Source organism: Gammaproteobacteria bacterium (assembly GCA_019911805.1).
GTDB lineage: Bacteria > Pseudomonadota > Gammaproteobacteria > Thiohalobacterales > Thiohalobacteraceae > JAHJQQ01.
This window is the reverse complement of the sequence record JAIOJV010000099.1, coordinates 28,611-54,472: the sequence shown is the minus strand read 5'-3', so window position 1 is coordinate 54,472 and position 25,862 is coordinate 28,611. Positions and strand designations below refer to the sequence as shown.

The 25,862-nt window shown below is 65.5% G+C and carries 22 protein-coding genes and 1 pseudogene; 14 read left to right on the top strand and 9 right to left on the bottom strand.

Annotated elements, in window-relative coordinates:
* The first annotated feature begins 65 nt into the window (after window positions 1-65).
* Complete coding sequence (parC, locus tag K8I04_12865) at window positions 66-2,315, top strand: DNA topoisomerase IV subunit A (protein MBZ0072600.1); 2,250 nt, start codon at window positions 66-68, stop codon at window positions 2,313-2,315.
* Between the two features lie 286 nt (window positions 2,316-2,601).
* Here parC and K8I04_12860 read toward each other — a convergent pair whose 3' ends face one another.
* Window positions 2,602-3,750: a hypothetical protein gene (locus K8I04_12860; protein MBZ0072599.1), complete on the bottom strand. Its 1,149-nt coding sequence runs from the start codon at window positions 3,748-3,750 to the stop codon at window positions 2,602-2,604.
* On the bottom strand, window positions 3,750-5,339 hold the full coding sequence (locus K8I04_12855; protein ID MBZ0072598.1) for a HAMP domain-containing protein: 1,590 nt from the start codon (window positions 5,337-5,339) through the stop codon (window positions 3,750-3,752). The genes K8I04_12860 and K8I04_12855 overlap by 1 nt, the downstream gene beginning before the upstream one ends.
* Before the next feature lie 196 nt (window positions 5,340-5,535).
* Here K8I04_12855 and K8I04_12850 point away from each other — a divergent pair.
* Window positions 5,536-6,103 (top strand): annotated as a pseudogene (locus K8I04_12850) (M48 family metalloprotease).
* Between the two features lie 37 nt (window positions 6,104-6,140).
* The gene (locus K8I04_12845) at window positions 6,141-7,403 is read left to right on the top strand and encodes a DUF1015 family protein (GenBank protein ID MBZ0072597.1); all 1,263 of its coding nucleotides are present in this window, start codon (window positions 6,141-6,143) and stop codon (window positions 7,401-7,403) included.
* 9 nt (window positions 7,404-7,412) lie between these two features.
* On the opposite strand, the gene K8I04_12840 is transcribed toward K8I04_12845, so the two are convergent.
* A complete protein-coding gene (locus K8I04_12840) occupies window positions 7,413-9,500 on the bottom strand; it encodes an EAL domain-containing protein (GenBank protein MBZ0072596.1) in 2,088 nt (695 codons plus the stop codon).
* Between the two features lie 267 nt (window positions 9,501-9,767).
* On the opposite strand from K8I04_12840, the gene K8I04_12835 reads away from it, so the two are divergent.
* The gene (locus K8I04_12835) at window positions 9,768-10,289 is read left to right on the top strand and encodes an N-acetyltransferase (protein ID MBZ0072595.1); all 522 of its coding nucleotides are present in this window, start codon (window positions 9,768-9,770) and stop codon (window positions 10,287-10,289) included.
* Window positions 10,290-10,346: 57 nt separating this feature from the next.
* Here K8I04_12835 and K8I04_12830 read toward each other — a convergent pair whose 3' ends face one another.
* Together K8I04_12830 and epmB are read right to left on the bottom strand one after the other, a co-directional pair.
* The gene (locus K8I04_12830; protein ID MBZ0072594.1) at window positions 10,347-12,113 is read right to left on the bottom strand and encodes a hypothetical protein; all 1,767 of its coding nucleotides are present in this window, start codon (window positions 12,111-12,113) and stop codon (window positions 10,347-10,349) included.
* A 93-nt stretch (window positions 12,114-12,206) separates the two neighbouring features.
* Window positions 12,207-13,250 carry an EF-P beta-lysylation protein EpmB gene (gene epmB / locus K8I04_12825; protein ID MBZ0072593.1) on the bottom strand — a complete coding sequence of 348 codons (1,044 nt, stop codon included), beginning with the start codon at window positions 13,248-13,250 and terminating at the stop codon, window positions 12,207-12,209.
* Between the two features lie 126 nt (window positions 13,251-13,376).
* Here epmB and efp point away from each other — a divergent pair, with 126 nt between their 5' ends.
* Window positions 13,377-13,946: an elongation factor P gene (gene efp, locus K8I04_12820; GenBank protein ID MBZ0072592.1), complete on the top strand. Its 570-nt coding sequence runs from the start codon at window positions 13,377-13,379 to the stop codon at window positions 13,944-13,946.
* Between the two features lie 209 nt (window positions 13,947-14,155).
* A complete protein-coding gene (genX, locus tag K8I04_12815) occupies window positions 14,156-15,133 on the top strand; it encodes an EF-P lysine aminoacylase GenX (protein MBZ0072591.1) in 978 nt (325 codons plus the stop codon).
* 138 nt (window positions 15,134-15,271) lie between these two features.
* On the opposite strand, the gene K8I04_12810 is transcribed toward genX, so the two are convergent.
* The 4 genes from K8I04_12810 to K8I04_12795 form a co-directional block, all read right to left on the bottom strand.
* Window positions 15,272-16,123, bottom strand: coding sequence for a sulfurtransferase (locus tag K8I04_12810; protein ID MBZ0072590.1), 852 nt, complete (start codon window positions 16,121-16,123; stop codon window positions 15,272-15,274).
* A 74-nt stretch (window positions 16,124-16,197) separates the two neighbouring features.
* Entirely contained in the window at window positions 16,198-16,740 is a 543-nt protein-coding gene (locus K8I04_12805; protein MBZ0072589.1) for a hypothetical protein, read from the bottom strand.
* A complete protein-coding gene (locus tag K8I04_12800) occupies window positions 16,737-17,387 on the bottom strand; it encodes a hypothetical protein (GenBank protein MBZ0072588.1) in 651 nt (216 codons plus the stop codon). Before K8I04_12800 ends, K8I04_12805 begins: the two co-directional genes overlap by 4 nt.
* Window positions 17,384-17,833, bottom strand: a complete 450-nt coding sequence (locus tag K8I04_12795; GenBank protein MBZ0072587.1) for a MotA/TolQ/ExbB proton channel family protein — start codon at window positions 17,831-17,833, stop codon at window positions 17,384-17,386. The genes K8I04_12800 and K8I04_12795 overlap by 4 nt, the downstream gene beginning before the upstream one ends.
* Window positions 17,834-18,280: 447 nt before the next feature.
* Here K8I04_12795 and K8I04_12790 point away from each other — a divergent pair, with 447 nt between their 5' ends.
* The 8 genes from K8I04_12790 to K8I04_12755 all read left to right on the top strand — a co-directional run bounded on the left by K8I04_12790 (window position 18,281) and on the right by K8I04_12755 (window position 25,781).
* A complete protein-coding gene (locus tag K8I04_12790) occupies window positions 18,281-19,396 on the top strand; it encodes an ABC transporter permease (GenBank protein MBZ0072586.1) in 1,116 nt (371 codons plus the stop codon).
* A gap of 291 nt (window positions 19,397-19,687) precedes the next feature.
* Complete coding sequence (locus K8I04_12785) at window positions 19,688-20,458, top strand: ATP-binding cassette domain-containing protein (GenBank protein ID MBZ0072585.1); 771 nt, start codon at window positions 19,688-19,690, stop codon at window positions 20,456-20,458.
* A gap of 21 nt (window positions 20,459-20,479) precedes the next feature.
* Entirely contained in the window at window positions 20,480-21,403 is a 924-nt protein-coding gene (locus K8I04_12780; protein MBZ0072584.1) for an MCE family protein, read from the top strand.
* Window positions 21,404-21,417: 14 nt separating this feature from the next.
* A complete protein-coding gene (locus K8I04_12775; GenBank protein MBZ0072583.1) occupies window positions 21,418-22,050 on the top strand; it encodes an ABC-type transport auxiliary lipoprotein family protein in 633 nt (210 codons plus the stop codon).
* A gap of 7 nt (window positions 22,051-22,057) precedes the next feature.
* Complete coding sequence (gene trmJ, locus K8I04_12770) at window positions 22,058-22,789, top strand: tRNA (cytosine(32)/uridine(32)-2'-O)-methyltransferase TrmJ (GenBank protein MBZ0072582.1); 732 nt, start codon at window positions 22,058-22,060, stop codon at window positions 22,787-22,789.
* 185 nt (window positions 22,790-22,974) lie between these two features.
* Entirely contained in the window at window positions 22,975-23,799 is an 825-nt protein-coding gene (cysE, locus tag K8I04_12765) for a serine O-acetyltransferase (GenBank protein MBZ0072581.1), read from the top strand.
* 88 nt (window positions 23,800-23,887) lie between these two features.
* Window positions 23,888-24,379: a Fe-S cluster assembly transcription factor gene (locus tag K8I04_12760; protein MBZ0072580.1), complete on the top strand. Its 492-nt coding sequence runs from the start codon at window positions 23,888-23,890 to the stop codon at window positions 24,377-24,379.
* Between the two features lie 181 nt (window positions 24,380-24,560).
* A complete protein-coding gene (locus K8I04_12755; GenBank protein ID MBZ0072579.1) occupies window positions 24,561-25,781 on the top strand; it encodes an IscS subfamily cysteine desulfurase in 1,221 nt (406 codons plus the stop codon).
* Window positions 25,782-25,862 lie beyond the last annotated feature (81 nt).

Genomic DNA, 25,862 nt, shown 5'->3' with positions numbered 1-25,862 from the left:
CCCGAATCCCGAATCCCGAATCCCGAATCCCGAACGTTGCTCCGACACGAGATGTGTAACCCGCCATGCAAGACACCGAACTGAATTTCGAAGGCATCGAGCGCCTGCCGCTGCGCACCTTCACCGAAAAGGCCTACCTCGATTATTCGATGTACGTCATCCTCGACCGCGCCCTGCCGCATCTCGGCGATGGCCTCAAACCGGTGCAGCGGCGCATCGTCTATGCCATGTCCGAACTCGGTCTGGCGGCGACCGCCAAATACAAGAAATCGGCACGCACCGTCGGTGACGTACTCGGCAAGTTCCACCCCCACGGGGACTCGGCCTGCTACGAGGCCATGGTGCTCATGGCCCAGCCGTTCTCCTATCGCTATCCGCTGGTGGACGGCCAGGGCAACTGGGGCTCACCCGACGATCCCAAGTCCTTTGCCGCCATGCGCTACACCGAATCACGCCTGACCCCGTACGCCGAGCTGCTGTTGTCCGAGCTTGGCCAGGGCACGGTCGATTGGGTGCCGAACTTCGATGGCACGCTGGAGGAGCCCGCGCTGCTGCCGGCACGCCTGCCGAACGTACTGCTGAACGGCGCCACCGGCATTGCCGTGGGCATGGCCACCGATATCCCACCGCACAATCTGCGCGAAGTCGCCGCCGCGACCATCCGCCTGCTGGAGCAACCCAAGGCCACGGTGGCACAGCTCTGCGAGCACATCCAGGCACCGGATTTCCCGACTGAGGCCGAGATCATCACCCCGCGCGCCGAGATCCAGCAGATGTACGCCAGCGGCACCGGTTCGGTGCGTCTGCGCGCCCGCTATGAGCAGGAGCAGGGCGACATCGTCATCACCGCGCTGCCGTATCAGGTGTCCGGTTCCAAAATACTGGAGCAGATCGCGCAGCAGATGAACACCAAGAAGCTGCCCATGGTCGAGGACCTGCGCGACGAGTCCGACCATGAAAGCCCCACGCGCCTGGTGATCGTGCCACGCTCCAACCGTGTCGATGTCGAGGCACTGATGTCACATCTGTTCGCGACCACCGACCTGGAGCGCAGCTACCGCATCAACCTCAACATGATCGGTACCAACGGCCGCCCGGCGGTGAAGGATCTGCGCAGCATCCTCGGTGAATGGCTGGAGTTCCGCACCGCGACCGTACGCCGGCGCCTGGAACACCGTCTCGACCGCGTCACCCGCCGTCTGCACCTGCTGGACGGTCTGTTGATCGCCTTCCTCAACCTCGACGAGGTGATCCGTATCATCCGCACCGAAGACGAGCCCAAGCCGGTATTGATGGCCCGTTTCAAACTGAGCGAGGAGCAGACCGACTACATCCTCGACACCCGTCTGCGGCAATTGGCGCGCCTGGAGGAGATGAAGATCCGTGGGGAGCAGCGCGAGCTGGAGGCCGAGCGCGACGACCTGGCAAAGACCCTCGCCTCACCGCGGCGTCTGAAGCAGCTCATCCGCAAGGAGATCAGCGAGGACGCCGAGCGCTACGGCGATGCGCGCCGCTCGCGGCTGGTCGAGCGCGGGGCCGCCCGAGCCCTGGACGAGACGGCGCTGATCCCCAGCGAGGCGGTCACCCTCGTGCTGTCGGAGAAGGGTTGGGTGCGCGCCGCCAAGGGTCACGAGGTCGACGCGGCCGCGCTGGCCTACAAGTCCGGGGACGGTTTCCTCGCCGCGGCGCCGGGGCGCAGCAATCAGCAGGCGGTATTCCTGGATTCGACCGGCCGCAGCTACTCGCTGCCGGCGCACGCGCTGCCCTCGGCGCGCGGCCATGGGGAGCCACTCACCGGCAGGCTGAGCCCGCCCGATGGTGCCGTGTTCGTCGGCCTGGCGCTGGGTAATCCGGACGATCTCTATCTGGTCGCGAGCGACGCCGGCTATGGCTTCGTGGCGCGGCTCGAGGATTTGTACGCCAAGAACAAGAACGGCAAGGCCGTGCTCAACCTGCCGGCCGGCGCGAAGGTGCTGCCACCGCTACCCATCACGGACGTGGGCAGCGACCAACTCGCCGCCGTCAGCTCTGCCGGTCGTCTGCTGGTGTGCCCGCTGAGCGAGCTCGCACACATGGCACGCGGCAAGGGTGACAAGTTCTTCGCCATCCCCGCCAAGAAGGTCGCGGCGCGCGCGGAGTTCGTCGTCGCGGCACGCCCGCTGACGCCGGGCGGGACCTTGCTGGTGCGGTGCGGCAAGCGCTATCTCAAGCTCAAGGGGGCGGATCTGGATGCGTATCGTGGCGCCCGCGGCGCGCGCGGCGCGAAGCTGCCACGCGGTTTCCAGGGCGTCGGCGGTCTCGACGTCGAGGCTTGAGCACGTTGAAGAAAAAAGCTCATTTCAGTCACAGAAACACGCGGCAGACACGGAGATGAAACCGTGTCGCGAAGCGCCGGTTCGTCACCTGGCCGGTGGGGTGGACTGGTAGGTGAGGCGTACGATTTTGTCTGCGTTTTTCCGTGTGTTTCCGTGGCGCATGCGGTTTTTGGGCTGAATACATCCCCTGCCAGACACGCTGAGGGGCACCTTCGCTACGGCGGGGAATTATTCACAAGCACTGAACCGGCCCCTCGGGACAGGTTCGCCGCATCTCAATGGGACGTCACGGTACCGCGCCCGGCGCAGCCGTCGATGAGCTGGGGGGTGAGGTGGCCGGGGCGACGGTTGGCGCGACGGGCAGCGGCGCCGTGGCCTCGGGGTTGGTGCCCTGCAGCTCCTCCAGCTTCTTCAGGACCCGTTCGGCGCGATCGAGATTGGTGCGCGCCTGCTCGTTTTCGGGGTCCAGCTCCAGAATCTCTTTCCAGATGTCCCGCGCCTGCTCGATCTGACGTTCGCGATAGTGAACGCTGGCACGCTCGTTGGCCTCCTGCGCATAGGCGGCGATGGCGGCATCGATCGAGGCGCTGAGTTCCTGCAGCTCTGCGGTGTCGCCCTGCAGGCGGCGCAGTTCGGTCAGGGCGCCCTTGGCCCCCTTGAGGTCGCCCTGTGTCATGGCGGCCATCAGTGCGGTCCGCTGCTGGCGGATGCGTTGCTGGGGGGTGACGGTCGCGCGCGTCGGCGCTGCAGCCTTGGTGGGGGCGGCAGCCTTGGGCGGATGCTGGAGCGCCTCCAGGCGCTGGCGTTCGGCAGCGACGAATTCGGTGCCGTTCACCTGTACGGCGGCGGTGAGGGCCTCCTCCGCCAGACGCAGCTGCCCCGTGGCGATCGCCTGGTTGGCGCAGTCGCGCAGGCGTATGGCCAGTTCGCCCAGCTCCTGCCGCTCGCGCCGGCTCAGCCAGTCCTGCAGATAATCGCGCGCCTCCAGCGAGGCGCGCGCCTGCAACAGCGCCGATTTGTCCGCCAGATAGCGGGCGCGCGCGGCGTCCATCTGGCATTCGTTGGTGGCCAATCGCTGGGCGCGCGTCGCCGCGATCTCGCGGCGGGCATCGAGCAGGCGTTTACTGTACGGAAGCTCTTTGAGGGCCAGGTCCAGCGTGTCCTCGGCGCGGAACCATTCGCCGGCATCGCGCTGCTGACCTGCCAGTGTGACGACCTCATCCTCGAAGGCCCGGCGCGCGACATCCATCCGGCGTTCGGTCGCGGGCCCGGGGGCGGCCACCTGTTCCCGGCGCGCTTCGGCATAGCTGGCGATCGCGTCGCGGAGGGACTGGTCGTCCGGCGCGCCCTGCTGTTGGGGCAGCAGCGAACAGCCGGCGAGGAGGCAGCCGGCGAACAGGGCCGGGAGACGGGGGATCGTTGGGTGCACCTTCATCAGCCGGTGCGGCGGTGACCCTGCCACCACAACTGCTGTATCTGCCGCTCGAAGGCCTCCCGGTACGGGGGCGCCACGTCCTTGATGAGGTACGTGGTGACGGGGTGCTGGATGCCGCGTAGACGGATGGAGCGATGCCGGTGGGCGACGAAGCGGTCCGTTACGTCCGGCCGGGTATAGACCTGTTCGGTCACGACGATCTGACCGGCCTCTGCGGTCGAACCCAGACGCGACGCCAGATTGACGGAATCACCGACCACCGTGTACTCCATGCGCTCGCGGGCGCCCATGTTGCCGGCGAGCATACTGCCACTGTTCAGGCCCAGGCGGAAGCGTACCGGTGCCTGGCCGCGCGTCTCGCGCTGTTCGTTCTCCATGGCCACCAATCGCTGGATGGCCAGTGCACAGGTGATGCCATGGAAGCAGTGTTCGGGATCGGCCTGGGGAACGCCGAACACGAGCATGGCGCAGTCGCCGATGTATTTGTCGACCATGCCCTGGTTCATCTCGCAGGCGCTGACGATATGGGCGAAGTAGCGGTTGAGCAGATTCGCGATCTCTTCGGGATTCATGCCCTCGGCCATGCCGGTGAAGCCGGCGATGTCTGCGAACAGTACCGTGGCCTCGACCCGCTGCCCGCCGAGCTGGATGGAGTGACTGCCGGTCAGGACCTCGCGCGCCACGCTGGGCGAGAGATAACGTGACAGCGCCGTCTCCACCTCGGTCTTCTCCTTCATGTGCTCGGCGTAGCGGTTGAACGAGGACATCAGGTTGCCGATCTCGTCGTTGCGGCGCTCCGCGAAGCGGAAATTGTAATGGCCCTGCTCGAGGGCACGGCTGGCATCGATCAGCTCATGGATCGGGCGCGACAGCCGGCGGCTGATGAGGTGGGTGACGAACGCGCCGATGATGACCACCAGGATGCTGGCGAAGACGATGCTCTGGGTGGCGCTGCGCATGGACTGGTCCAGGGTCGAGCGGCTCAGGGTGACGACCACGTAGCCGGCGACGATGTCCTGGAAGCGCGCGCTGCTGGTGTAGGCGACCAGCATGCGCGGCGGGGCGCGGTGGTTCGGCCGACTGGTCCACTCCAGGCCACGCAGGTTGCGCGCGTCCACACCCGAGCGCTCACCGGCGTAGGGCGCGTCGGCCTGGAAGGGCGTCAGACCGGCCTCGGCCAGTACCTCGCCCGTGGCCGACAGGATGGCCGTGCCGAGGACATTGCCCTCGGCCGTCAGGTTGCTGGTCAGCACGCCGAGCGCCAGCCGGTCGTCGGTCAGCAGCGGGTCCAGTGCCGAATGTGCGATCTGGGCGGCGAGTGTGCTGCCAAGCTGATCGATCTGGCCACGCAGTACCTGGTTCTGGTGCTGGACGATGACGCCGGCGAGCATACCGATGCAGGCCACCATCAGCACCGAGATGGTCAGCGACAGTTTGTAGACGATGGGGATATGGGCCGGGTTGAAGCGCTGCAGAAAGGCCTTGATCCGCATCCAGGTACCGGGTCGCGGCAACGCTTGCGTGTGGGCGCCGTCTGCCGGGGCCACCGGTGCGGGGCCGGCCTGTGGATCTGTTGTGGTGCCGTTCATCGTCGTGGTCCTGGGGACTGGAGGCCGGGCTCATGAGGCGGGCGCCGGGCTATTGATATGCACGAATCATACCCCAGCGCCTTGAAATCCGCTGATCCCGCCCGCGCCCTCGTGCCGGCTGCCGCTCGGAGACGCCTGCGGTCCTCGATCGCCGTCTATTCAGTGACCCTTGAATATCATAGAGGTTTCACCATCGATGAAACGTATTTTCCTGTTCCTGGCCACCAACCTGGCGATTTTTTTGGTACTGAACATCGCGCAGCATCTCCTGGGCGTGGGGCGCATCCTGGCCGGACAGGGTGCGAACCTGGACCTGAATGCCCTGCGGATCTTCGCGGCAGTGCTGGGTTTCGGTGGTTCGTTGATCTCCCTGGCGGTATCGAAATGGACCGCCAAGTGCATGGTCGGTGCACGGGTCATCGGGACTCCGCACACCCCGGGCGAGCAGTGGCCGATGGCAATGGTCCGCCGCCAGGCGGAGCCGGCCGGCATCGGCATGCCGGGGGTGGGTATCGATGCCGCCCCGGATATGAACGCCTTCGCCACCGGCGCCTCGCGCAATAACGCCCTGGTCGCGGTCAGTACCGCCCTGCTCGACCGCCTGCGCCGGGAGGAGGTGGCGGCGACTCGCCCATGAGGTGAGCCACGTGGCCAACGGCGACCTGGTGACCCTCGGCCTGATCCAAGGTGTTGTCAACACCTTCGCGTCCTATGCGGTACAAAGCCGCGCTCGCCGGGCGGACAGGCACGCCCCGAGAGGTTAGAATAGCCCGCTTTCGTAATTCAGCCATGAGTTGAGCCATGTCGACCCTGATCCGTCCCTTCGCCGCGTTGCGCCCGGTCGCCGGTCACGCCGCTGATGTCGTCGCACCGCCCTATGATGTCCTGAACAGTGCCGAGGCACGCGCGCGGGCCCATGGCAGGCCGTGGAGTTTTCTGCATATCTCCAAGCCCGAGATCGATCTGCCGGAGGGCGCCGACCCGTACGCCCCGGCGGTGTATGCGAAGGCGGCGGAGAACCTGACGCAGTTGCGCCGCGAGGGTGTGCTGGTGCAGGACGAGCGGCCGTACTACTACATCTATCAGTTGCAGATGGGTGAGCATGTCCAGACGGGGCTGGTGGCGGTGGCCGCGGTCGCGGACTACGACACCAACCGCATCCGTAAGCACGAGTTCACGCGACCGGACAAGGAAGACGACCGGGTACGCCAGATCGACGCACTGAACGCGCAGACCGGCCCGGTGCTGCTCGCCTGTCGTTCGGATGCCGCTGTCGACGGATTACTGAACGCGGTCGCCGCTACAACACCCGAGGTGGAGGTCACCGCCGACGACGGTATCGTACATCGGCTGTGGGTGGTTCGCGATGAAGCGACGATCAACGAGATCACCCAGCGTTTCGATGCCATGCCGAATCTCTATATCGCCGATGGTCACCACCGTTCCGCCTCGGCCTCGCGCATCGCCGCTGCGCGCCGTAGCGCCAATCCGCACCATACCGGCGCGGAGCCGTACAACTATTTCCTCACCGTGATCTTCCCGCACGCGCAGATGCGTATCTTCGATTACAACCGGGTGGTGCGAGATCTGAACGGCCGCACGCCCGAGGAGTTTCTGTCCGAGGTCCGGAAGGTATTTTCCGTGGAGCCCAGCACCGACCCGGCACGGCCGGCGCAGCGCGGTGAATTCGGCATGTATTTGGGAGACCGGGGAGGGCATTCAGGCGGGCGATGGTACCGGCTGCGTATCGACCCCGAGCGCATCCCCACCGACCCGGTGGCGCGCCTGGACGTCAGCCTGCTGCAGGACAATCTGCTGCAGCCGCTGCTGGGCATCGATGATCCGCGGCGTGACGCACGCATCGACTTCGTCGGCGGCATCCGCGGTCTGCAGGGTCTGGAGAAGCGTGTCGACAGTGGCGAAATGCAGGTTGCCTTCGCCCTGTTCGCCACGCCGATGCAGGACCTGATGGCAGTCGCCGACGCCGGCGCGGTCATGCCGCCGAAGTCGACCTGGTTCGAGCCCAAGCTCGCCGACGGGCTGGTGTCGCACCTGCTCGACTGATGATCTCCGTCAGAGCGAGCCTTCCGAGAAGTCGTAGGTGAGGCCTTCGGCGGGTTCCTGCAGGAAATTGCCCTGGATGTACTGCACACCGTACTGGAACAGCACGGTGAGGCTGGTGGGGTCCTCGACGAATTCAGCGATGCACACCTTGTTCATGGAGCGGGCCATCTCGATGATGGATTTCACCATCGCCTGGTGACTGTCATCGCGCATGAGGTTGTGGATGAACTTGCCATCGATCTTCAGATAATCGACGGTCAGATGCTTGAGCAGCTGGAATGAATTCGGGCTGCTGCCGAAGTGTTCCAGTGAGGTCTTGCAGTGCAAGCTGCCTACCGCCGTCACGAAGGCCTTGGCGCTCTTGAGATACTTGCAGGCATCGGCCTCGGCGATCTCCAGCACGATGGCGTCGCTGGACAGGCGCGCGGCCTTCAGCCGTTCGTGGATCCACAGCGGCAGTTCGTGGTCATCCAGGGTCGGACCGGCGATCTTGATGAAGAAGACGGTATCGGCACCGCCGCGGCGGCGTTGGGCCAGTACCTCGATCGCCTTCGCCAGCACCCAGCGGTCGATGGCCGCGATCTGGCCGGTCTGGATCGCCACCGGGAGGAACTGCCCCGGACGGATGTCCTCGCCCTCACTGTCGCGCATGCGCAGCAGCACCTCGTACTTTTCGCTGACCTCGCCCTGCAGGCTGACGATGGGCTGATAGACCAGATGAAAGCGGTCTTCGGCCAACGCCTCCTGGATGAGATTGCTCCAGGCCTGCTCACGCTCCTTGCCAACCTGTTCGTCCGCCACCGGGTTGTGCAGGTGTACGCGGTTGCCGCCCGAGGCGCGTGCCACCTCGCAGGCCAGATCGGCGCGCGACAGGAGTTCCTGTGCCTCCGGCGAACTTTCGGTGATCAGGCTGATACCGATACTGACGGTGATGGTGACGCTGCGGCCCTCCACGTCGACGATGTGTTCCTCGATGGCGCGGCGCAGTGCCTCCGCCAGTGTCTGAGCCGCGGCGGCGTCGGCCGGCGTCAGCAGTACGGTGAAGGAGCTGTCGCCGAAGCGGGCAGCAATGCCCTGTTCGCCGACGTGCTCGCGGATCAGGTTGGCGGCGTCGCTGATGACCAGGTCGGCACAGCCCAGGCCGACCGATTCCTTGACGGTCTTGAAATTATCCAGCAGCACATACAGCAGGCAGCTGCCACCGGAGCCGGCCCGTGCATTGCCCGCCGCGTCCTCCAGTTCTTCCATGAAGTATTGGCGGTTGTACAGCCCGGTGAGGATATCCTGCTTGCTCAGGAATTTGAGTTTGCGCTCCAGCTCCTTGTCGCCCAGTGCCTGGTCGCGGATCACGATCTGGGTGCAGGGCTCGCCTTCGATGGAAGCCGGCGTGAATTCCATGCGTGCATTGAAACTGCCCTTGGCGTTGACGCACTTGACCTCGAGTTGCTGCTCAGCGCCTTCCTCCTTCGCGTAGGTCCGCAGGAAGTCCTTGAACGCCCCATGGCCCTCCGGCGCGACCGTGTCCATGATCGGCGTGCCTTCGATCTCGTCGAGGTCGTCGAATCCGAACATCTCCAGATACGATCGGTTGGCGTAGATGTGCATGCCATCGTGCACATAGGCGATGGCATCGCGCGAACTGTCCAGTAAGGCGCGGCAGCGGCGTTCGCTCTCCTGGTAGCCATTGCGGTGGAAGCTGAGCGCACGACGCATCTCCAGATTCCTCTGTTCGCGCGCCACCACCAGCTGCAGATGTTCCGGGTAATCAAAGGAGACCAGGTCCGTGGCGCCGGCGCGCAGGGCCTCGGTGACACCTTTTTCGTCAGCGGTCGCGCCGATCGCGATGACGGGGATTTCGGCTTTGCGGCTACGCAGCAGACCGACGAGTTGCTCCAGACCGAGCGCCTCGAGTTCCTGCGAACACAAGACCAGGTCGGGTGGCTGTTGTTCCAGCGCCTGCTCGAGGTCTTCCTGGTCTTCGACATAGGTGAAGCGTACCGCCTGGCCGGCGTTGCGCAGCACGTTGGCGATGGCTTCGGCGTCGTTCTGGGTTTCCTCGGCGATGATCAGGCGCAGCACCTGTTGTTCCTTGTTCACCGTATATCTCCGTAGGCTGCCCGGGGTCCTCGAGGGAGGGTAGGTCTGTGGGGGACTACTCCGACGTAGCGGCGTGTGCAGAGGGAACTGAACCGCGGCACCGGCGCCGGTCTGGCCCCGTTTTTACAGGAATCGCTACCGGTTTTCCATACTGCGGAATCCTGCTAGCATCGGAGTCGAAGAGTTGTTGCGGACCGTTACGATGCGCGAGCACCGTGGCGGGGGTCCGGCCTCGCCGAGGTGGGCCGCCATCAACTGGAGTCAGTCATGCAAGAGGTCATTGTCAGGGCAGAAGTCCCCGAGGACGTCCGGGCGATCGATGTAGTGAACCTCAGCGCCTTCCAGGGTGAGGAGGAGGCGCGCCTGGTCAGTGCGATCCGCCGTTCGGCGGACTTCGTGCCGGAGTTGTCCCTGGTTGCCGAACTCAACGGCCGCATCGTCGGCCACCTGCTGCTGTCGAAGGTCAAACTGCAGCGCGGCGGGGAGAGTCACGTGGTGCTGGCCCTGGGGCCGATGTCCGTGGTTCCCTCGCAATCGCACCGGGGTATCGGTTCGGAGCTGATCCGGGCCGCCACCCAGCGGGCCCGGGAGATGCGCTACGTGGCGATCGTGGTGGCGGGACAGCCGGACTATTACCAGCGCCTCGACTTCAAGCCGGTCTCCACCTGGGATCTGGTATCGAACCTGCGGCTGCCGGAAGACGCCCTGACGGCGATGGAGCTGGTCCCCGGTGCCTTGAACGGCGGGGGCAAGGTCATCTACCCGGACGTCTTCGCGGAAATCTTCTAGGGAATCTCTTCACCTAAACTCGCTTGGCATACGGGCGGTGTCCATGTAAGGGCGCCCCTAGAGCAGTTCCCACAGCGCCTCGAAGTCATCTCGCGTGCCGGCGTCCGTCCCTGCGCCGTGGTGCAGCGGATGGAACTGGAACTGCGCAAAGATACCGGTATTTTCCACCAGTTTGGTGAGCTCGACCCGCAGCTCCTTGCCGTGGCTGTTGACCAGCAGATGATCGCCCACCCGATAGGGGAGCGCGGCGGTGAGCAAGGTGGCCGGCTGATCGAGCGCCTCGATGGCCGGCAGCAGCAGGCAGCGGGTGTACTCGCCCGCCCCGCGTTTTTTGGCGCCTACCGCGACGGCACCCGGGGCCAGCATCTCCACTCCGAGTTCCAGCCCCTCAGCGGCGACCTTCATCCAGCGCACGACGCCGAGGCCGAGGTGAAAGCTGTCGAGGTCGGTGCTCTCGCGCAGGCCGAGCAGTTCACCCACCCGCGCCTGTGACCCCGCAGTGCTGTCCCACAGCAGCCGATAGCCACCGGCGCTGACGTTGACCATCTTCCAGTCGTGGGTGCGGTAGTCGGGTGCGCCGGGGGTCTTGGTGGATACCCCCGTCGGTGCGGTCGTCGATTGGAAGTCGATGTACTGGGTGGCCGCGGCGCGGGTGTGGGTGTCATGGAGGGGTCGGGCGCCGCCGAGCTCCCATACGTCGCGCGTAGTCCGCCGTACCGCGGCCGGCTCCTTCGCATCGAACCGGGCCAGGTTGTCGAACAGCCCCGGGTTCGCCGCGTCGCCGGCGAACGCGGCCTCGCCACCGATGAAATAATGGGCGGTGCTCAGGCCCAGCGCGACCACCGCGGTGGAATGCCGCTGGCGGCGCGAGAAGCGCCGTTTGGGCAGGACTCCCCAGGCCAGCATCAGGCGCCGCAACACCTGTTCATTCACCCGCTGCCCCGTCTGGCCGTCGCGCCGCAGGCTGCCAAGGTGGTCACGGACCACCTCGGCCAGGCGCGTCGCATTCAGGATGCGGCAGGTCTCGTCGCGGTATTCGGCGGCATGCAGCACCAGATAGATGGGTGGGACATCCGACTGGAAATCGACGACGAACCGGCCCGTGGGGTTTCTCGGTTCCGCCAGGCGCTCGAGCGTGGCATGCCGGCACCAGTCGGCGAGCCAGGCGTGGATCTGCTCCACCTCCCCCGGGCGGAGCCGGTACGGACAGGCCAGTGCCAGCAGGAGGATGCGCTTGTAGCACGCCTCGATGGTGTTCTCGACGGCGGGCTGCTCCGGATCCTGGATGGCGGTCGCGTCAATGCCGTCCGCTTCCGCGGCCTGGTAGAGGGCATGGATGTCACTCCATACACCGGTTGGATAGGGGGCATAGGTCTGGTAGGCGCGCAACAGTACCGTGCCGAGATCGTTCAAGGCGCGGTGGATCGCGACGGCACGGGTACGCCGGTTACCGAACCGGCCGCGTCCCTTGGCGCTGTCTTCGACCACGATGCGATAGCCGAGCGCCAGCTGTTGGGCGAGTGCTTGTGCCAGTTCGGCGATCTGCCGGCGTTTGTCTGTCAGCGGCAGCGGCTGACCGACGAAATGTGCCTTCATCGCGTCGGCGACCGTCTGCAGTGGTGCACGCAGGCGCTCGAGCATGGCGAGGCGCTGCTCGGCCGGCAGCTCCGTCTGGTTGGTCTCGATGAGGGTGTGGTAGAGCCGCCGACCGCTCTCGCCCAGGTTGGCGAGCGGCAGCGCGGCGATCCACCGTTCGACCTGGGCCGGTCGGCTGTCGAAGGAATCCGGGGTGGGTGCCTTACGGGCGGGGGTGCGCTGGTCCATGGCGTATCCGTATATTTCGAGCTGTCGCGGTCGCCGTTCGGCCGCGGCGTTTCCAGTGTTACGGCCGCGGACCCATCTTCTATAGGTGTACCCTCAAGAGTACAGGGCACCCTCTGCGGGCAAGGGCGTCTTGGCGGGTGCGTCCGCCTGTTCGCGCACCAGGCGCGGGACCAGGTAGCCGGGCAGGCGGGCGCGCAGCTCTGTCATCAGGGCGATGGCCTCGGCATCGGGCACCTCGAAATGTGCTGCACCCTGGACCCGGTCGAGCTGATGCAGGTAGTACGGCAGCGCCCCGGCCTCGAACAGCACCTCCGACAGGGCGCAGAGGGTGTCCGCGCGGTCGTTGATGCCGCGCAGCAGCACCGCCTGGTTGAGTACTGGCACACCGGCCGCCGCGGTCTGGCGCAGGGCCTGGCGCACGCGGGTGTCGATCTCGTTGGGGTGATTGGCGTGGACGACGAGGACGGCACCGAGGCGGCCGCCGGCCAGCGTCTCCAGCAGTCCCGGGGTGATACGCGCCGGCAGTACGACCGGCAGGCGGCTGTGGATACGCAGTCGCCGCAGGTGCGGGATGGCAGCGAGGTCCGTACACAGTGCAGCGAGCCGCGTGTCGCCGAGTGACAGCGGGTCGCCGCCGCTCAGGATGACCTCGGTGATGTCGGCATTGGCGGCAATGTAGTCGAGTGTCGCTGGCCAATGACTGCCGCCGGGGTTGGCCTCCGCATACGGATAATGGCGGCGGAAGCAGTAGCGGCAATGGACGCCGCAGGCACCGGTCAGGGTCAGCAGTACGCGGCCGCGGTATTTGTGCAACAGGCCGGGCACGACCATGGCGGCGGCTTCGTGCAGCGGATCGGGGCCATAGCCGCTCGGTGCGGCCGCACCTTCCGCCGCCTGGGGCAGTACCTGCAGCAACAGCGGGTCGTGACGGTCGCCGGGCCGCATGCGGGCGATGAAGCCACGGGGTACGCGCAGGCCGAAGAGCCCGGCAGCGGCCTCGGCAGCGGGTTCCGCCGGCAGCCCCAGCAGTGCGAGCAGTTCGTCAGCCCGGGTGACCGCCGCGGCGAGTTCGCGGCGCCAGACAGGTGCATGTTCCGAGTGCCTCGATCGCGGTATGATAGACGCCGTTTTGTTCATGGAGGGGACCTTCGGGTTTGTCCGGGCAGCGGCCGGTGCGCAGGTGCGAGTGTACACGCCTGTGGACGGTCGGCGAACGGGCGCCGCGGGTCCCGTCTCAGCGTAAATCAGGTCGGAAGGCGGTCGATGGCAACCTACAATACCAGTGAATTCAAGGGCGGACTCAAGGTCATGCTGGATGGTGACCCATGCGTGATCATCGAGAACGAGTTTGTGAAGCCGGGCAAGGGTCAGGCCTTCAACCGCGTCAAGCTGCGCAACCTCAAGACCGGCCGTGTCATCGAGCGCACCTTCAAATCGGGCGAGACCCTGGAAGGTGCCGATGTCGTGGATACTGACATGCAGTATCTCTACACCGATGGTGAATTCTGGCATTTCATGGTACCGGACACCTTCGAGCAGTTCGCGGCCGATGCCGCTGCCATCGGCGACAACGCCAAGTGGCTCAAGGAGCAGGATGTCTGCGTGATGACCTTATACAACGGTGTGCCGCTGGCGGTGACCCCGCCCAATCACGTCATCCTGGCCGTCACCGAGACCGATCCGGGTGTGCGCGGCGACACCTCCGGTGGTGGCGGCAAGCCGGCCACCCTGGAGACCGGCGCCGTGGTGCGGGTACCCCTGTTCATCAACATCGGTGACCTCCTCAAGGTCGACACACGCAGCGGCGAGTACGTCGCGCGCGCGAAGGAATAGGGACGACTGCGCTCCGGACCTGATGTAGGGTGCGTCGAGGCGCAGCCTGACGCACCGGGTTCCCGCGCCACGGTGCGTCGCTGGCGCCGACGCACCCTACAGATCTTTTCGTGGATTTCGTGGCTGAAATGAGGTTTCCGGGATGAACAGGCGCCGCCCAGGACCGGAGACCGTTTCAACATGGCTTCGGGCCGGCGCCGGTGTGCGCCATGGCTGACTGGCGGCCCACCGCCGTGCTGGGCACGCTGCGGCTGCGGGCGCAGCTGTTGGCGCGGGTGCGGCAATTCTTCGCGGCACGCGGCGTGCTGGAGGTCGAGACGCCAGTGCTGTCCGCGGCAGCCACCCCGGCACCCTACCTCGACAGTCTCACGGTCGCCTATCACGGCCCGCATGCGCCGCCGTCCGGACGCTTGTATCTGCACACCTCACCGGAATTCCCCATGAAGCGTCTGCTCGCCGCCGGCAGCGGCAGCATCTATCAGCTCTGCCGTGTGTTCCGCGACGGCGAGGCCGGCGCGCGCCACAATCCGGAATTCACACTGCTGGAATGGTATCGCGTCGACTTCGACCTGCGGCAGCTGATCGATGAGGTGGAGGCCCTGCTGCGCAGTATTCTGGCCGGGGTGCGCGAACTGCCGCAGGCCGAGTACTGGAGCTATCGCGCACTGTTCCAGACCTATGCCGGGGTGGACGGGCTGACAGCCGACGTGGGTGCATTGCGCACCTGTCTGGAGCGGCACGGCCACCGCCCGCCGGCGGGCATGCCGGAAGACGATCCTGATCCCTGGCGCGACCTGCTGCTCACGCACGTCATCGAGCCGCAGCTGCGCGGTCTGTTGTTCGTTACCGGGTATCCCGCGAGCCAGGCGTTGCTGGCACGCCTCGAGGCCGGCAACCCGCTGGTGGCCGCGCGCTTCGAGTGTTATCTCGACGGGGTGGAGCTCGCCAACGGTTTTCACGAACTCGCGGATGTCGCCGAACAGCAGCGGCGCTTCGAACGGGAGAATACCGCACGGGCCGCCGCGGGCCGGTCGCCCGTGCCACCGGACGAATACCTGCTCGCGGCGCTGGAGGCCGGGTTGCCGGACTGTAGCGGCGTCGCGCTGGGTTTCGACCGGCTGATGATGTGCGCCGCCGGCGTGGCGCGCATCGATGAGGTGCTGGCGTTCGGGATTGCGCGCGCCTAGGAGCCTGTCGGATTTGAGCGATCGTAGCGAGCAAGATGGGAGAGCAGTCTCAAATCCGACAGGCTCCTAGAACGAAACTGGGGCCGCCCATGGCATGGGCGGCCCCGCGTCGCGAGGACAGGTGCGAAAGCGCAGACGTCAGTCGAACACCTCCTCGTTCGCCGGCAGACCGGGGTCGCGGGACCATTCATTCCACGAACCGAAATAGTTACGCACCCGCTCGAAGCCGGCCTCCTTGAGTGCGACATAGGTGTTGGAGGCGCGCGCGCCCTTGAAGCAGTAGATGATGATGTCGTCCTCAGGATAGAGGCCATATTCGGCGCACAGGGCGCGGATCTTGTCCGGGGATTTGAAATATGGGATCTGGCCATCGCGCTCCAGGAATTCATACCACTCCATCCAGAGTGCCCCCGGCAGACGTCCCTTGCGCGGCGCGAAATCCACACCATAAGGCGATGAACTCTTCGCGACCCATTCGATACGGTCGCGGATATCGAGCAGTTTGACGCCCGGGTCCTGCAGACACTTCAGCACCTCGTCACGGGTGGCGAGCATGTGCGGCTGCGGCTTGACGGCGAACGCCGTCGGGGTGGTCGCGACCGTGTCGGCATCCGCCGGCAGGCCTTCGTCCAGCCAGGCACTGAAGCCGCCGTCCAGGACGCCGGTCTTCTCGTGGCCGAGATAGCGCAGCAGCCAGTAGCCGCGGCAGGAGCCGCCATAGCGGCTGTCGTAGGCGTCTTCATAGACGATGGCGGTGGTGTCCGGGGTGAGGCCTATTTCGGAGAGCTGGTCGCGGAAGTGCGCGTGCATCTTCTCCAGACCCTCGGGCGTGGTCTCGGACAGATAGTAGAAGATATCCGGGACATTGACCGCGCCCTGGATATGGTGCTCTGCATAGTCGTCCCGGTCGCGGATGTCGATCAGCAGGACCTTCTGTCTCTTCATCAGCTCCATCGCTTCGCCGGGTGTGTACAGCAGTTTCTCGGTCATGACTCCGTCCTCATTCGGTGGTTGCTGGGTGTATGCCGCCAGGGGGCGGTATCTACGGACCTGAGACAGGCGCCTCAGTGGGTATGTTCGAAGCGCTGGGCAGCGGATTCGGTATCGGTCTCGCCGTCCTTCAGCGGCGGGCGTGCCGCGAAGGCGGGGAAGAACACGCGCTCCTCCTCATCGGCCCGCATGCCGTACATCTTGTTGTGCTGAAAGGGTGCGTTCATCATCACCTGGCCGCCATGCTCGCGCGCCTCGCGCTGCGCCATCTCGAGTTCCTCGGCAGCGCGGCCCTCCCAGGGCATCACGTAGTAGCGGGGGTGTGACTCTCCCGGCAACTGCAGCCACAGATAGATCTCGCGATTCCGTTCGTCCTTGGTGCGTGAGCCCAGCACCACCACTTCCTTGGCGTTGTTGAAGAATTCCTGACTTACGGGTTTGGGCAGCGACAACAGCTGGTTGTAGAGGAATAACGCGGTGCCGACCGAGGCGCCGAGATACAGCAGGCTGATAGCACGAAACAGATTGCTGCGCGTGGTCTTCATCGAGAACAATGCATAGCCCAGGCAGAGGATCAGATAACCGATGAGCAGAGTGACCAGGTGCGTGTGCATCATTTGTGTCCGTCGAAGTTATAGCTGCCGGTCGCGGTGGTGATGAGTTTTTTCGGCAAGGAGTTGACACTGCCAGCCACGAGTTCGCCATCCTCGTCGAGCTGAAAGCGGAACACGGTCAGCTCCTCGCCCATCTGCCGCAGTTCCACGTCCGATACCAGGATCTGCCGGCTGGCGCGCGCGGTACCGGACGGCTTGATGGTGGACACCAGCACCGTGACCGGTACCGGCCAGATGTCGGCGCGGTTGAAGTACATGTGCAGATTGACAGTGTACTCACCCGCCACGATGCCGCGCGAATAGGCGTTCTCGTAGTTCAGCTTGGAGACATCGTTGCGGAAGCCGATGTCATCGCGCAGCAGATTGAAGACCTGGCCGGCGAGATTGGAGTAGCCGACGGGATTGTCGCCCGGACCTTCCACCCACAGGTCCACATCCGCGTCGATGTCGTCGGGCCAACGCGCCTCGATCATGACATTGCCGGGCGCGGCCGCCTCTTGCTCGGTACGCTTCTTCTCCGGTGGGTTGATGTGCGGCAGCATGATGATCACCAGTGCGATGAAGCCGAGCAGCGCCAGGGTGATCACATCACGGAACACGACGTCGGAGTCGTCGTCGGCCTCCGCGTCGAAGGAGAAATGCTTGCTCATGCGGCGGGGTCGGGATCGGCCGCCTCCAGGATGGCGGCGATCAGATTGACGACGCCGGTGCGCAACATGGTGTAGTTGGCGTTCAGCCACAGGTTGGTGATCGCGCCGACCAGGGTGGTGTACAGGGCCACGCCCATGCCGTTGGTGAGCACCGCCACCAGCTTACCGACCTGCGAGGTGTCGCCGACGGCGTTGGCCGGCACCTGAGTGAGCACCATGATGAAGCCGATCACCGTACCCAGCAGGCCCAGGGTCACCAGGGCGGAGGCGATGTACCTGACGAAGGCGATCCGGGCGAACAGCTTGATCTCGAAGGCCTCCTTGACACTCTCACGGTCGCTGCGCGCGCTCAGCTCGGTGAAGTCCCGCAGCTTACCCTTGCCGCCGCTCTTGACGGCGTTGATCTCCCGGGTGGTCTTCCAGACGCGGTAGCCGCACAGCACCATGCCGTACAGGAACAGCAGCGCGATCACATAGGTGATGCGCGATGAGTCAGATTGGAATACCGGTACCACCAGGCCCTGCACGAAGAAAATCAGCAGAACCGTGAGCCCGACCAGATTGAAGGCCATCCAACGGTAAAACAGCAGATTGTTCCAATTCATGATTCCCCTTGCCCGTGGCGCGGTACGGTGGCCGCCTGTTCTGGTTGGTGGTGGCTGTCAAAGCCTGACGCGGTTGTTCAGCAAACCCTGTGCCACCGAGTTATTCGATTGATAATTATTAATAAAGTGGTACAGGCCGGGTGATTTGGCGTGCCCACGTTCCACTTCGGAACGGTACTGAAACGCCCCGCGGTAGCGGGCGCGTTTCAACGCACGACGCCCCGTAGCGCGGGATACCGGTTCCGCATCCGTTGCGGGCGCTGACGTTATCCGGGAAACTCCCCGCCCATGCAGGCACATACCTTTCAGGCCGAGATCGAGGTGGGCGCCGCTGGCATCCACTGCCGCGGGCCGTGGATCGTCGCGGAACTGGGTGCGGTGGCCCGAGAACTCGACCGCCTGCAGCCCGGTGGGAGCGCCCCGGTCGTGGTGGACGCCGCGGGCGTGGCGGCCCTCGATACTACCGGTGCGTGGCTGCTGCGGCGCCTGCAGCGACGGCTGGAACAGGCAGGGCGCGAGGTCCGGATCGAGGGGCTGAGCGCACCGTTCGCGGATCTGCTGGCGCAGGTCACCCAACTGGGCGGTGTCGAGCTGGCGCGGACGGAACGCCTCGGGCGCTTTGCCGAACTGGGACATCGGGTGGCGGAGGGGCTCGAACAGGTTTACACCTTCTTTGGCTTCTTCGGCGAGGTCGTGCTGCGTATGGGCGCCCTGGCGCTGACACCCTGGCGCGTTCGCTGGAATGCCGTCTGGACCGACCTGTACGCCGCCGGCGCGACCGCGCTTGGCATCGTCGGTCTGCTGTCGTTTCTGATGGGGGTGGTGTTTGCCTACCAGGGTGCGGTGCAGTTGAGCAGCTTCGGCGCCAACATCTATATCGCTGACCTGGTCGGCCTGGTGATGACGCGCGAACTCGGACCGTTGCTGGCGGCCATCATCGTGGCGGGCCGCACCGGCTCGGCCTACACCGCGCAGATCGGCACCATGAAGGTGACCGAGGAGGTGTCGGCGTTACGCACCATCGGTGTCGATCCGCTGGACCTGCTGGTGATCCCCAAGGTGCTGTCGCTGTGTATCGCGCTGCCGCTGCTGTCGGTGTTCGCTGATATCATGGGTGTGGCCGGCGGCATGGTCCTGTCGAAGGCACACATCGGGTTGAGCTTCACTGTGTTCCTGGACCGCATCCAGGAGGCGGTCTCGGTACGTTCCTTCCTGATCGGTATCGGCAAGGCGCCGGTATTCGCGCTGATCATCGCGTTGATCGGTTGCTTCCAGGGCTTCCAGGTCAAGGGTAGCGCGGCCAGCGTGGGGCAGCACACGACCATCTCCGTGGTGCAGTCGATCTTCCTGGTGATCGTCGCCGACGCGCTGTTCTCGGTGGTATTCAGCTGGCTGGGCATCTGATCCCAACAACCGGCTGCAGTCACGGACATGCAGGGAGGCTGACATGAATTATCAGGAGCAAGGCTTCCATTGGCCACGGAAGCAGACGGAATACGCTGACAATGAAACATCGTCGCGAAGCTCCAGCTTGGCACCTGGCGGGCAAGGGATATCTCGTCCAGCGTACAAATGGCCACGGAAACACACGGAAATACACGGAAGGTGGGGACACGGTGGGCTTTGCATTCCGTGTGCTTCCGTGTGTTTCCGTGGCCAATGTGGTTTCCGGGGTTGCGTAGGGGTGCGCCTGGTATGACGACAGACGCAGAGCTGGTACTGCAACTGCGCGGCGTGTGCACGCGCTTTGGCAGCTTCAGCGTGCACGAAGGCCTCGATCTGGATGTCCGCCGCGGCGAGGTACTGGCCATCGTCGGCGGTAGCGGCAGTGGCAAGACCACCTTGCTGCACGAGATGATCATGCTGCGCCGCCCGAGCGCGGGCAGCATCCGACTGTTTGGTGAGGAGATCGTTGCCGCGGGGCCGCGCGTACAGGCACGGCTGCGGCGACGCTTCGGCGTACTGTTCCAGCACGGCGCGCTGTTCAGCGGCCTGACCGTGCAACAGAACGTCGGCGTGCCGCTGCACGAACATACCGATCTGGATGCGGCCCTGATCGACGAGATCGCGCTGCTCAAGATCCAGCAGGCCGGCCTGCCCGTGGACGCGGCGCTGAAATATCCCAGCGAACTGAGCGGCGGCATGATCAAGCGCGCGGGCCTGGCGCGGGCCATGGCGCTGGACCCGCAGCTGCTGTTTCTGGATGAACCGACCTCCGGCCTCGATCCGGCGAGCGCCGCGGGCTTTGACGAACTGGTGCTGCGGCTGAAACAATGGCTGGGCTTGACCGTGGTGATGATCACCCACGACCTGGATTCGCTGTGGCGGGTCGCCGACCGCGCCGCCGTCCTGGGGGACCGCCGCGTGGTCGCCGTGGCGCCGATGGCGGAGCTTGCGCAGGTCGAGCATCCCGCGGTGCGGGTCTATTTCGAGGGACCGCGCGCGCGCGCCGCACAGCCGCGCTGAGGCCGTACGAGAACCAGCCAGATGGAATCGAAGCCGCATTACGTCATCGTCGGGATTTTTGCGCTGCTGCTGGGTACGGCGACGGTCGGGCTGAGCCTGTGGCTGGCCTTCGGCGACCTGACGGCCGAATACCGTACCTACCGCATCTACACCAACGAATCCGTCGCCGGCCTGTTCGTCGATTCGCAGGTGCGGTACCGCGGCGTCGACGTCGGCAAGGTGCGCGCGCTGGAACTGGATCCCGATAATCTTGAGCAGGTACGCATCACCGTCGACATCGCCGCCGATGTGCCGATCAAGGAGGACACCGTCGCCAAACTGACCGTGCAGGGCGTGACCGGCATCGCCTCGGTGGAACTGTCGGGTGGTACGGCCGCCGCGCCGGAGCTCAAGGCAAGGGCCGGCGAACCGTATCCCGTCATTCAGACGGTGCCCTCGTTGTTCTCGCGTGTGGATACCACCGTGTCCGAGCTGATCGGCAATCTCAACACCGTGGCCGCCGACCTGCATGCCCTGCTCAATCCCGAGGTGCGCGGTCATTTCACCAGTACGCTGAAGCACATTGCCGAACTCAGCGAGACGCTGGCCGGGCAACGCGAGGCCCTGGCCGGCAGCATCGAGGCGTTCTCGCGTTTTGCAGGCAACGCGGCTGATGCCAGCGCCCAGATGCCGGCCCTGGTAGCCCGTGTCGACACTGCGGTCATCGCGCTGGAGGCGATGGCCGAGGACATCGCCGCGACCTCCCGCGAGGTACGCGAGCAGGTACAACTGGGCGGTGACCGGTTGGAGGCGCTGGGCAGTCGCACGCTGCCGGAGACGGAACGGCTGCTCAGTGAGTTCCGCCGGCTCACGGCCAGCTTCCAGCGTCTCAGCGATCGCCTGGAGGAGGACCCGCGGGTACTGCTGTACGGTCCGCAACTGACGACCCCGGGGCCGGGCGAGTAGCGAGGATACGAACGATGCACAGACGTGGTCTGCCGTTTGCACTGCTGGCACTGCTGGCAATGGCCTGGCTGGCGGGTTGTTCCATTCTGCCCAAGCCCGAGCCGCAGACCTTCGAGCACTATGTCCTGGAGCCGCAGATCGCCCCGGCGGTGGGCCCGACGACGGGCGCCGGGCCGGTGCTGCTGGTCGCCGTGCCGCAGGCACGCTCGGACCTCGACACGCCCCGCATGGCCTATCGCCAGCAGGATTTCGACATCCGCTATTTCGCCCGCAGCCGCTGGGCGGAGACGCCGCCACAGTTGCTCCTGCCCGGCCTGGCCGAGGCACTGGAGCAGAGCGGTCGCTTCGCGGCCGTGCTGCGCGCGGGGTCACCGGCCACGCCGGGCCTGCGCCTGGACACCGAGCTGTTGGATTTCAGCCAGGACTTCCGCACCCGGCCGAGCGAGTTCACGCTGCGGCTGCGGGTGCAACTGGTCGATCTCACTGATCGGCGTGTCGTCGCCAGCCGCATCTTCGAGGTGCGCCGCGCCGCGCCGGAAGAATCGCCCTACGGCGGCGTGCAGGCGGCCAACGCCGCCTGGCAGGCGCTGCTGCCGGAGGTGGTCGAGTACTGCATCGCCAGCCTGCCCGCCGCCGGCCCGCGCTGAAACCATCATGCTGAGCGGTGTACGCATCGTACTGGTGCAGACTAGCCATCCCGGCAACATCGGTGCCGCCGCGCGCGCAATGAAGACCATGTGCCTGGAACAGCTGGTGCTGGTGCGCCCGGCACGTTTCCCGAGCGCCGAGGCGACGGCGCGCGCGTCGGGTGCGGATGATCTGCTGGCGCGCGCGCACTGCTGCGATACCCTGGAGGAGGCGGTTGCGGATTGTGGTTTCGTGGTCGGCGCAAGTGCACGGCTGCGCAGCCTGCCCTGGCCGGAACTCGATCCCCGCGCCTGCGCCGAACGGTTGCTCGCGGAGCGTGCACGGGCCCCGGTCGCGCTGGTGTTCGGACGGGAGCAGTCGGGGCTCACCAATGCCGAACTGGAGCGCTGCCACGTCCTGGTGCACATCCCATCCAACCCGGATTACGCCTCGCTCAACCTCGCCCAGGCGGTGCAGGTACTGACCTACGAGCTGCACATGGCCAGTCTGGGCCACGCCTGGCGCGGCTCACCGCCTGACTCCCCCGCCTGCACGGCCGCCGACATGGAACGCTTTTTTGCCCATCTGGAGCAGACGGTCATCGACCTCGAGTTCCTGGATCCGCAGCGGCCGCGACAGCTCGTGCGGCGGCTGCGACGTCTGTTTCAGCGCGCCCAGCCCGACGCCAACGAAATGAACATCTTGCGCGGTATCCTGGGCGCGGCTCAGGCCAAGGCGCGGGCCGCGCGCGGTGGCTGAGGAGAGCCGGCAGCTGCACGGATCGCGCCGCGATGACCGTCCTGTGCCCGGGGCTTCCTCGCTGCGGCGAGCGCCCCGCTGTCGCCCCCCGAACGAAGCCGGTACAATGGCCGCGCCCCGTGGTCGGTTTTGCCGGCACTCCCGCGGGATACGTGGTCCATGCTGCCAGCGGTGATCCGCCCTCTATGACATCCAGGTTCGGCCGCCTTCGGGAAGATGTGCGCTGCGTGTTCGATCGCGATCCGGCGGCGCGCAACACGTTTGAGGTACTCACCACCTATCCCGGACTGCACGCCGTGCTCGGGCACCGCCTGAACCACAAACTGTGGACCTTGGGCCTGAAATGGGTGGCACGCTTCGGGTCCATGCTGATGCGCTGGTTCACCGGCATCGAGATTCACCCCGGCGCCCGGATCGGCCGGCGCTTCTTCATCGACCACGGTATGGGCGTGGTGATCGGCGAGACCGCTGAGATCGGCGATGACTGCACCCTCTATCACGGCGTCACCCTGGGCGGTACCAGCTGGCAGAAGGGGAAGCGCCACCCCACGCTGGGCAACGACGTCGTCATCGGTGCCGGGGCAAAGGTCCTGGGACCGGTGATCATCGGTGCCGGCGCGCGCATCGGTTCCAATGCCGTGGTCCTCAAGGACATCGAGCCGGGCGCGACCGTGGTGGGCGTGCCCGGACGGGTGGTGACCCGCCGCGAGCCCGAAGACGACCGCCGTGCCGCCATCGCCCGCAAGATGGGCTTTGATGCCTACGGTACCACCAAGGACATGCCTGACCCGGTGGCGATCGCGATCAATTGCATGCTCGATCATATGCATGGCATGGATCAGCGGCTGGAAGAGGTGTGCAAGGGGCTCAAGACCCTGGGCGCGGAACTCGACGAGGTAGACCTGCCGGACCTCGGCGCCTGCGAAATCGAGAGTACGGGCGGGTCATCCGTGCCGCGCGAACCGCCGACAGGCGAGGAGAACAACGGCAGGGATGATGGCAATTCTTGACTGATTTACTAAGGTATGGCATCGTGGCAGGCGTCCTTACCAGTGGGCGGCCCGCGAACCGGGCTGCCGAAGTCAGCAGGCCGATCGAATGAAACTCACGACCAAAGGGCGTTACGCCGTCACCGCCATGCTGGATCTGGCATTCCATGGCGGTGGTGGGCCGGTCAAGTTGGCGGAGATCTCGGAGCGCCAAGGCATATCCCTGTCGTACCTGGAGCAGCTGTTTACACGGCTGCGCAAGGAAGGCCTGGTGGCCAGCACCCGCGGACCGGGTGGTGGTTACTCGCTGGGCCACCCCTCTGACCAGATCGCCGTTGCCGACATCATCGAGGCGGTCGACGAGAGCGTCGACACCACGCGTTGCGGCGGCCTGTCGAACTGCCATAACGACGAACGTTGCCTGACGCATGACCTGTGGACCGAGCTCAGCGATCAGATCCGCGGATTTCTCAGCCGGATCTCCCTGGGGGATCTGATGGCGCGCGGTGGGGTGCGGGAAGTGGCTGATCGCCAGGACCGCGCCGCAGGCAAGGGTGGCGTCGTGGAAATACCGGTTCCGTTCACCTCTGCGCGGGTGTAGGCGGCGGACCAGCCTGCGTCGGTGATGGGGGCTTCGGTCGTTCTTGTAATACAATAACCTTGCATATCGACAGGCCTTTCCGCGGTAGCGGTGGCCTGTGGCCCTGCCCGGAGGCCACTGCAGCGGTCCGTCGCAGACCGCGTCGCGGGTGCGGACAGAAATGATGAGATGAGATGTGACCATGACGGTAAAGACGCCGATCTATTTTGACTACAGTGCGACGACACCTGTGGACGCGCGGGTGGCGGAGGCGATGTGCGCCTGCCTGACGCGGGACGGTTTGTTCGGCAATCCGGCCTCGCGCAGCCACCCATTCGGTTGGGACGCGGAGGCCGCCGTGGAGCGTGCCCGCGCACAGGTGGCGTCGCTGGTCGCTGCCAACCCCAAAGAGATCGTGTTCACCTCGGGCGCGACCGAGTCAAACAACCTGGCCATCAAGGGTGCCGCCCACTTCTATCAGAAGAAAGGCCGGCATCTGGTGACGGTCAAGTCCGAGCACAAGGCGGTGCTGGACACCTGCCGGCAGCTGGAGCGCGAAGGCTTCGAGGTGACCTACCTGGATCCACAACCGAACGGCCTGCTGGATCCGGACATATTCGCCGCGGCCCTGCGCGCGGACACCCTGCTGGCGTCGGTGATGCATGTCAATAACGAGATCGGTGTCATCCAGGACATCCACACGCTTGGCGAGATCTGCCGTGCCAAGGGAGTGTTGCTGCACGTCGATGCCGCCCAGAGTGCCGGCAAGGTGCCGATCGATCTGGCCAGCCTGCCGGTGGACCTGATGAGCTTCTCGGCGCATAAGGCCTACGGGCCGAAGGGTATCGGCGCCCTGTACGTGCGCCGCAAGCCGCGCGTACGTCTGGAGGCGCAGACGCACGGCGGCGGCCACGAGCGTGGCCTGCGCTCCGGTACGCTCGCGACCCACCAGATCGTCGGCATGGGTGAGGCCTTCCACATTGCCGCGAACGAGATGGTTGACGAGAACAGGCGCATCCTCGCCCTGCGCGAGCGCCTGTGGGATGGCCTCAAGGATATGGAAGAGGTCTACATCAACGGCGATCTGACGCAGCGCGTGGCCGGCAATCTGAACGTCAGCTTCAATTTCGTCGAGGGCGAGAGCCTGATCATGGCACTCAAGGACATTGCCGTATCCTCCGGCTCCGCCTGCACCAGCGCCTCGCTGGAGCCGAGCTATGTCCTGCGCGCCCTGGGGCGCAACGATGAGCTCGCGCACAGCTCGATCCGTTTCACGCTGGGCCGCTACACGACCGCCGAGGAGGTCGACTACACCATCACCCTGGTGAAGGAGAAGGTGGCCAAACTGCGTGAACTCTCGCCCCTGTGGGAGATGTATCAGGAAGGCATCGATCTGAACACGGTGCAGTGGGCGGCGCATTGATTCAGAGGCAAGAGACAAGCGATTAAGAGGCAAGTGAAATCCTGTATTTTCTAGCTTGCATCTCGCACCTTGTCTCACGCG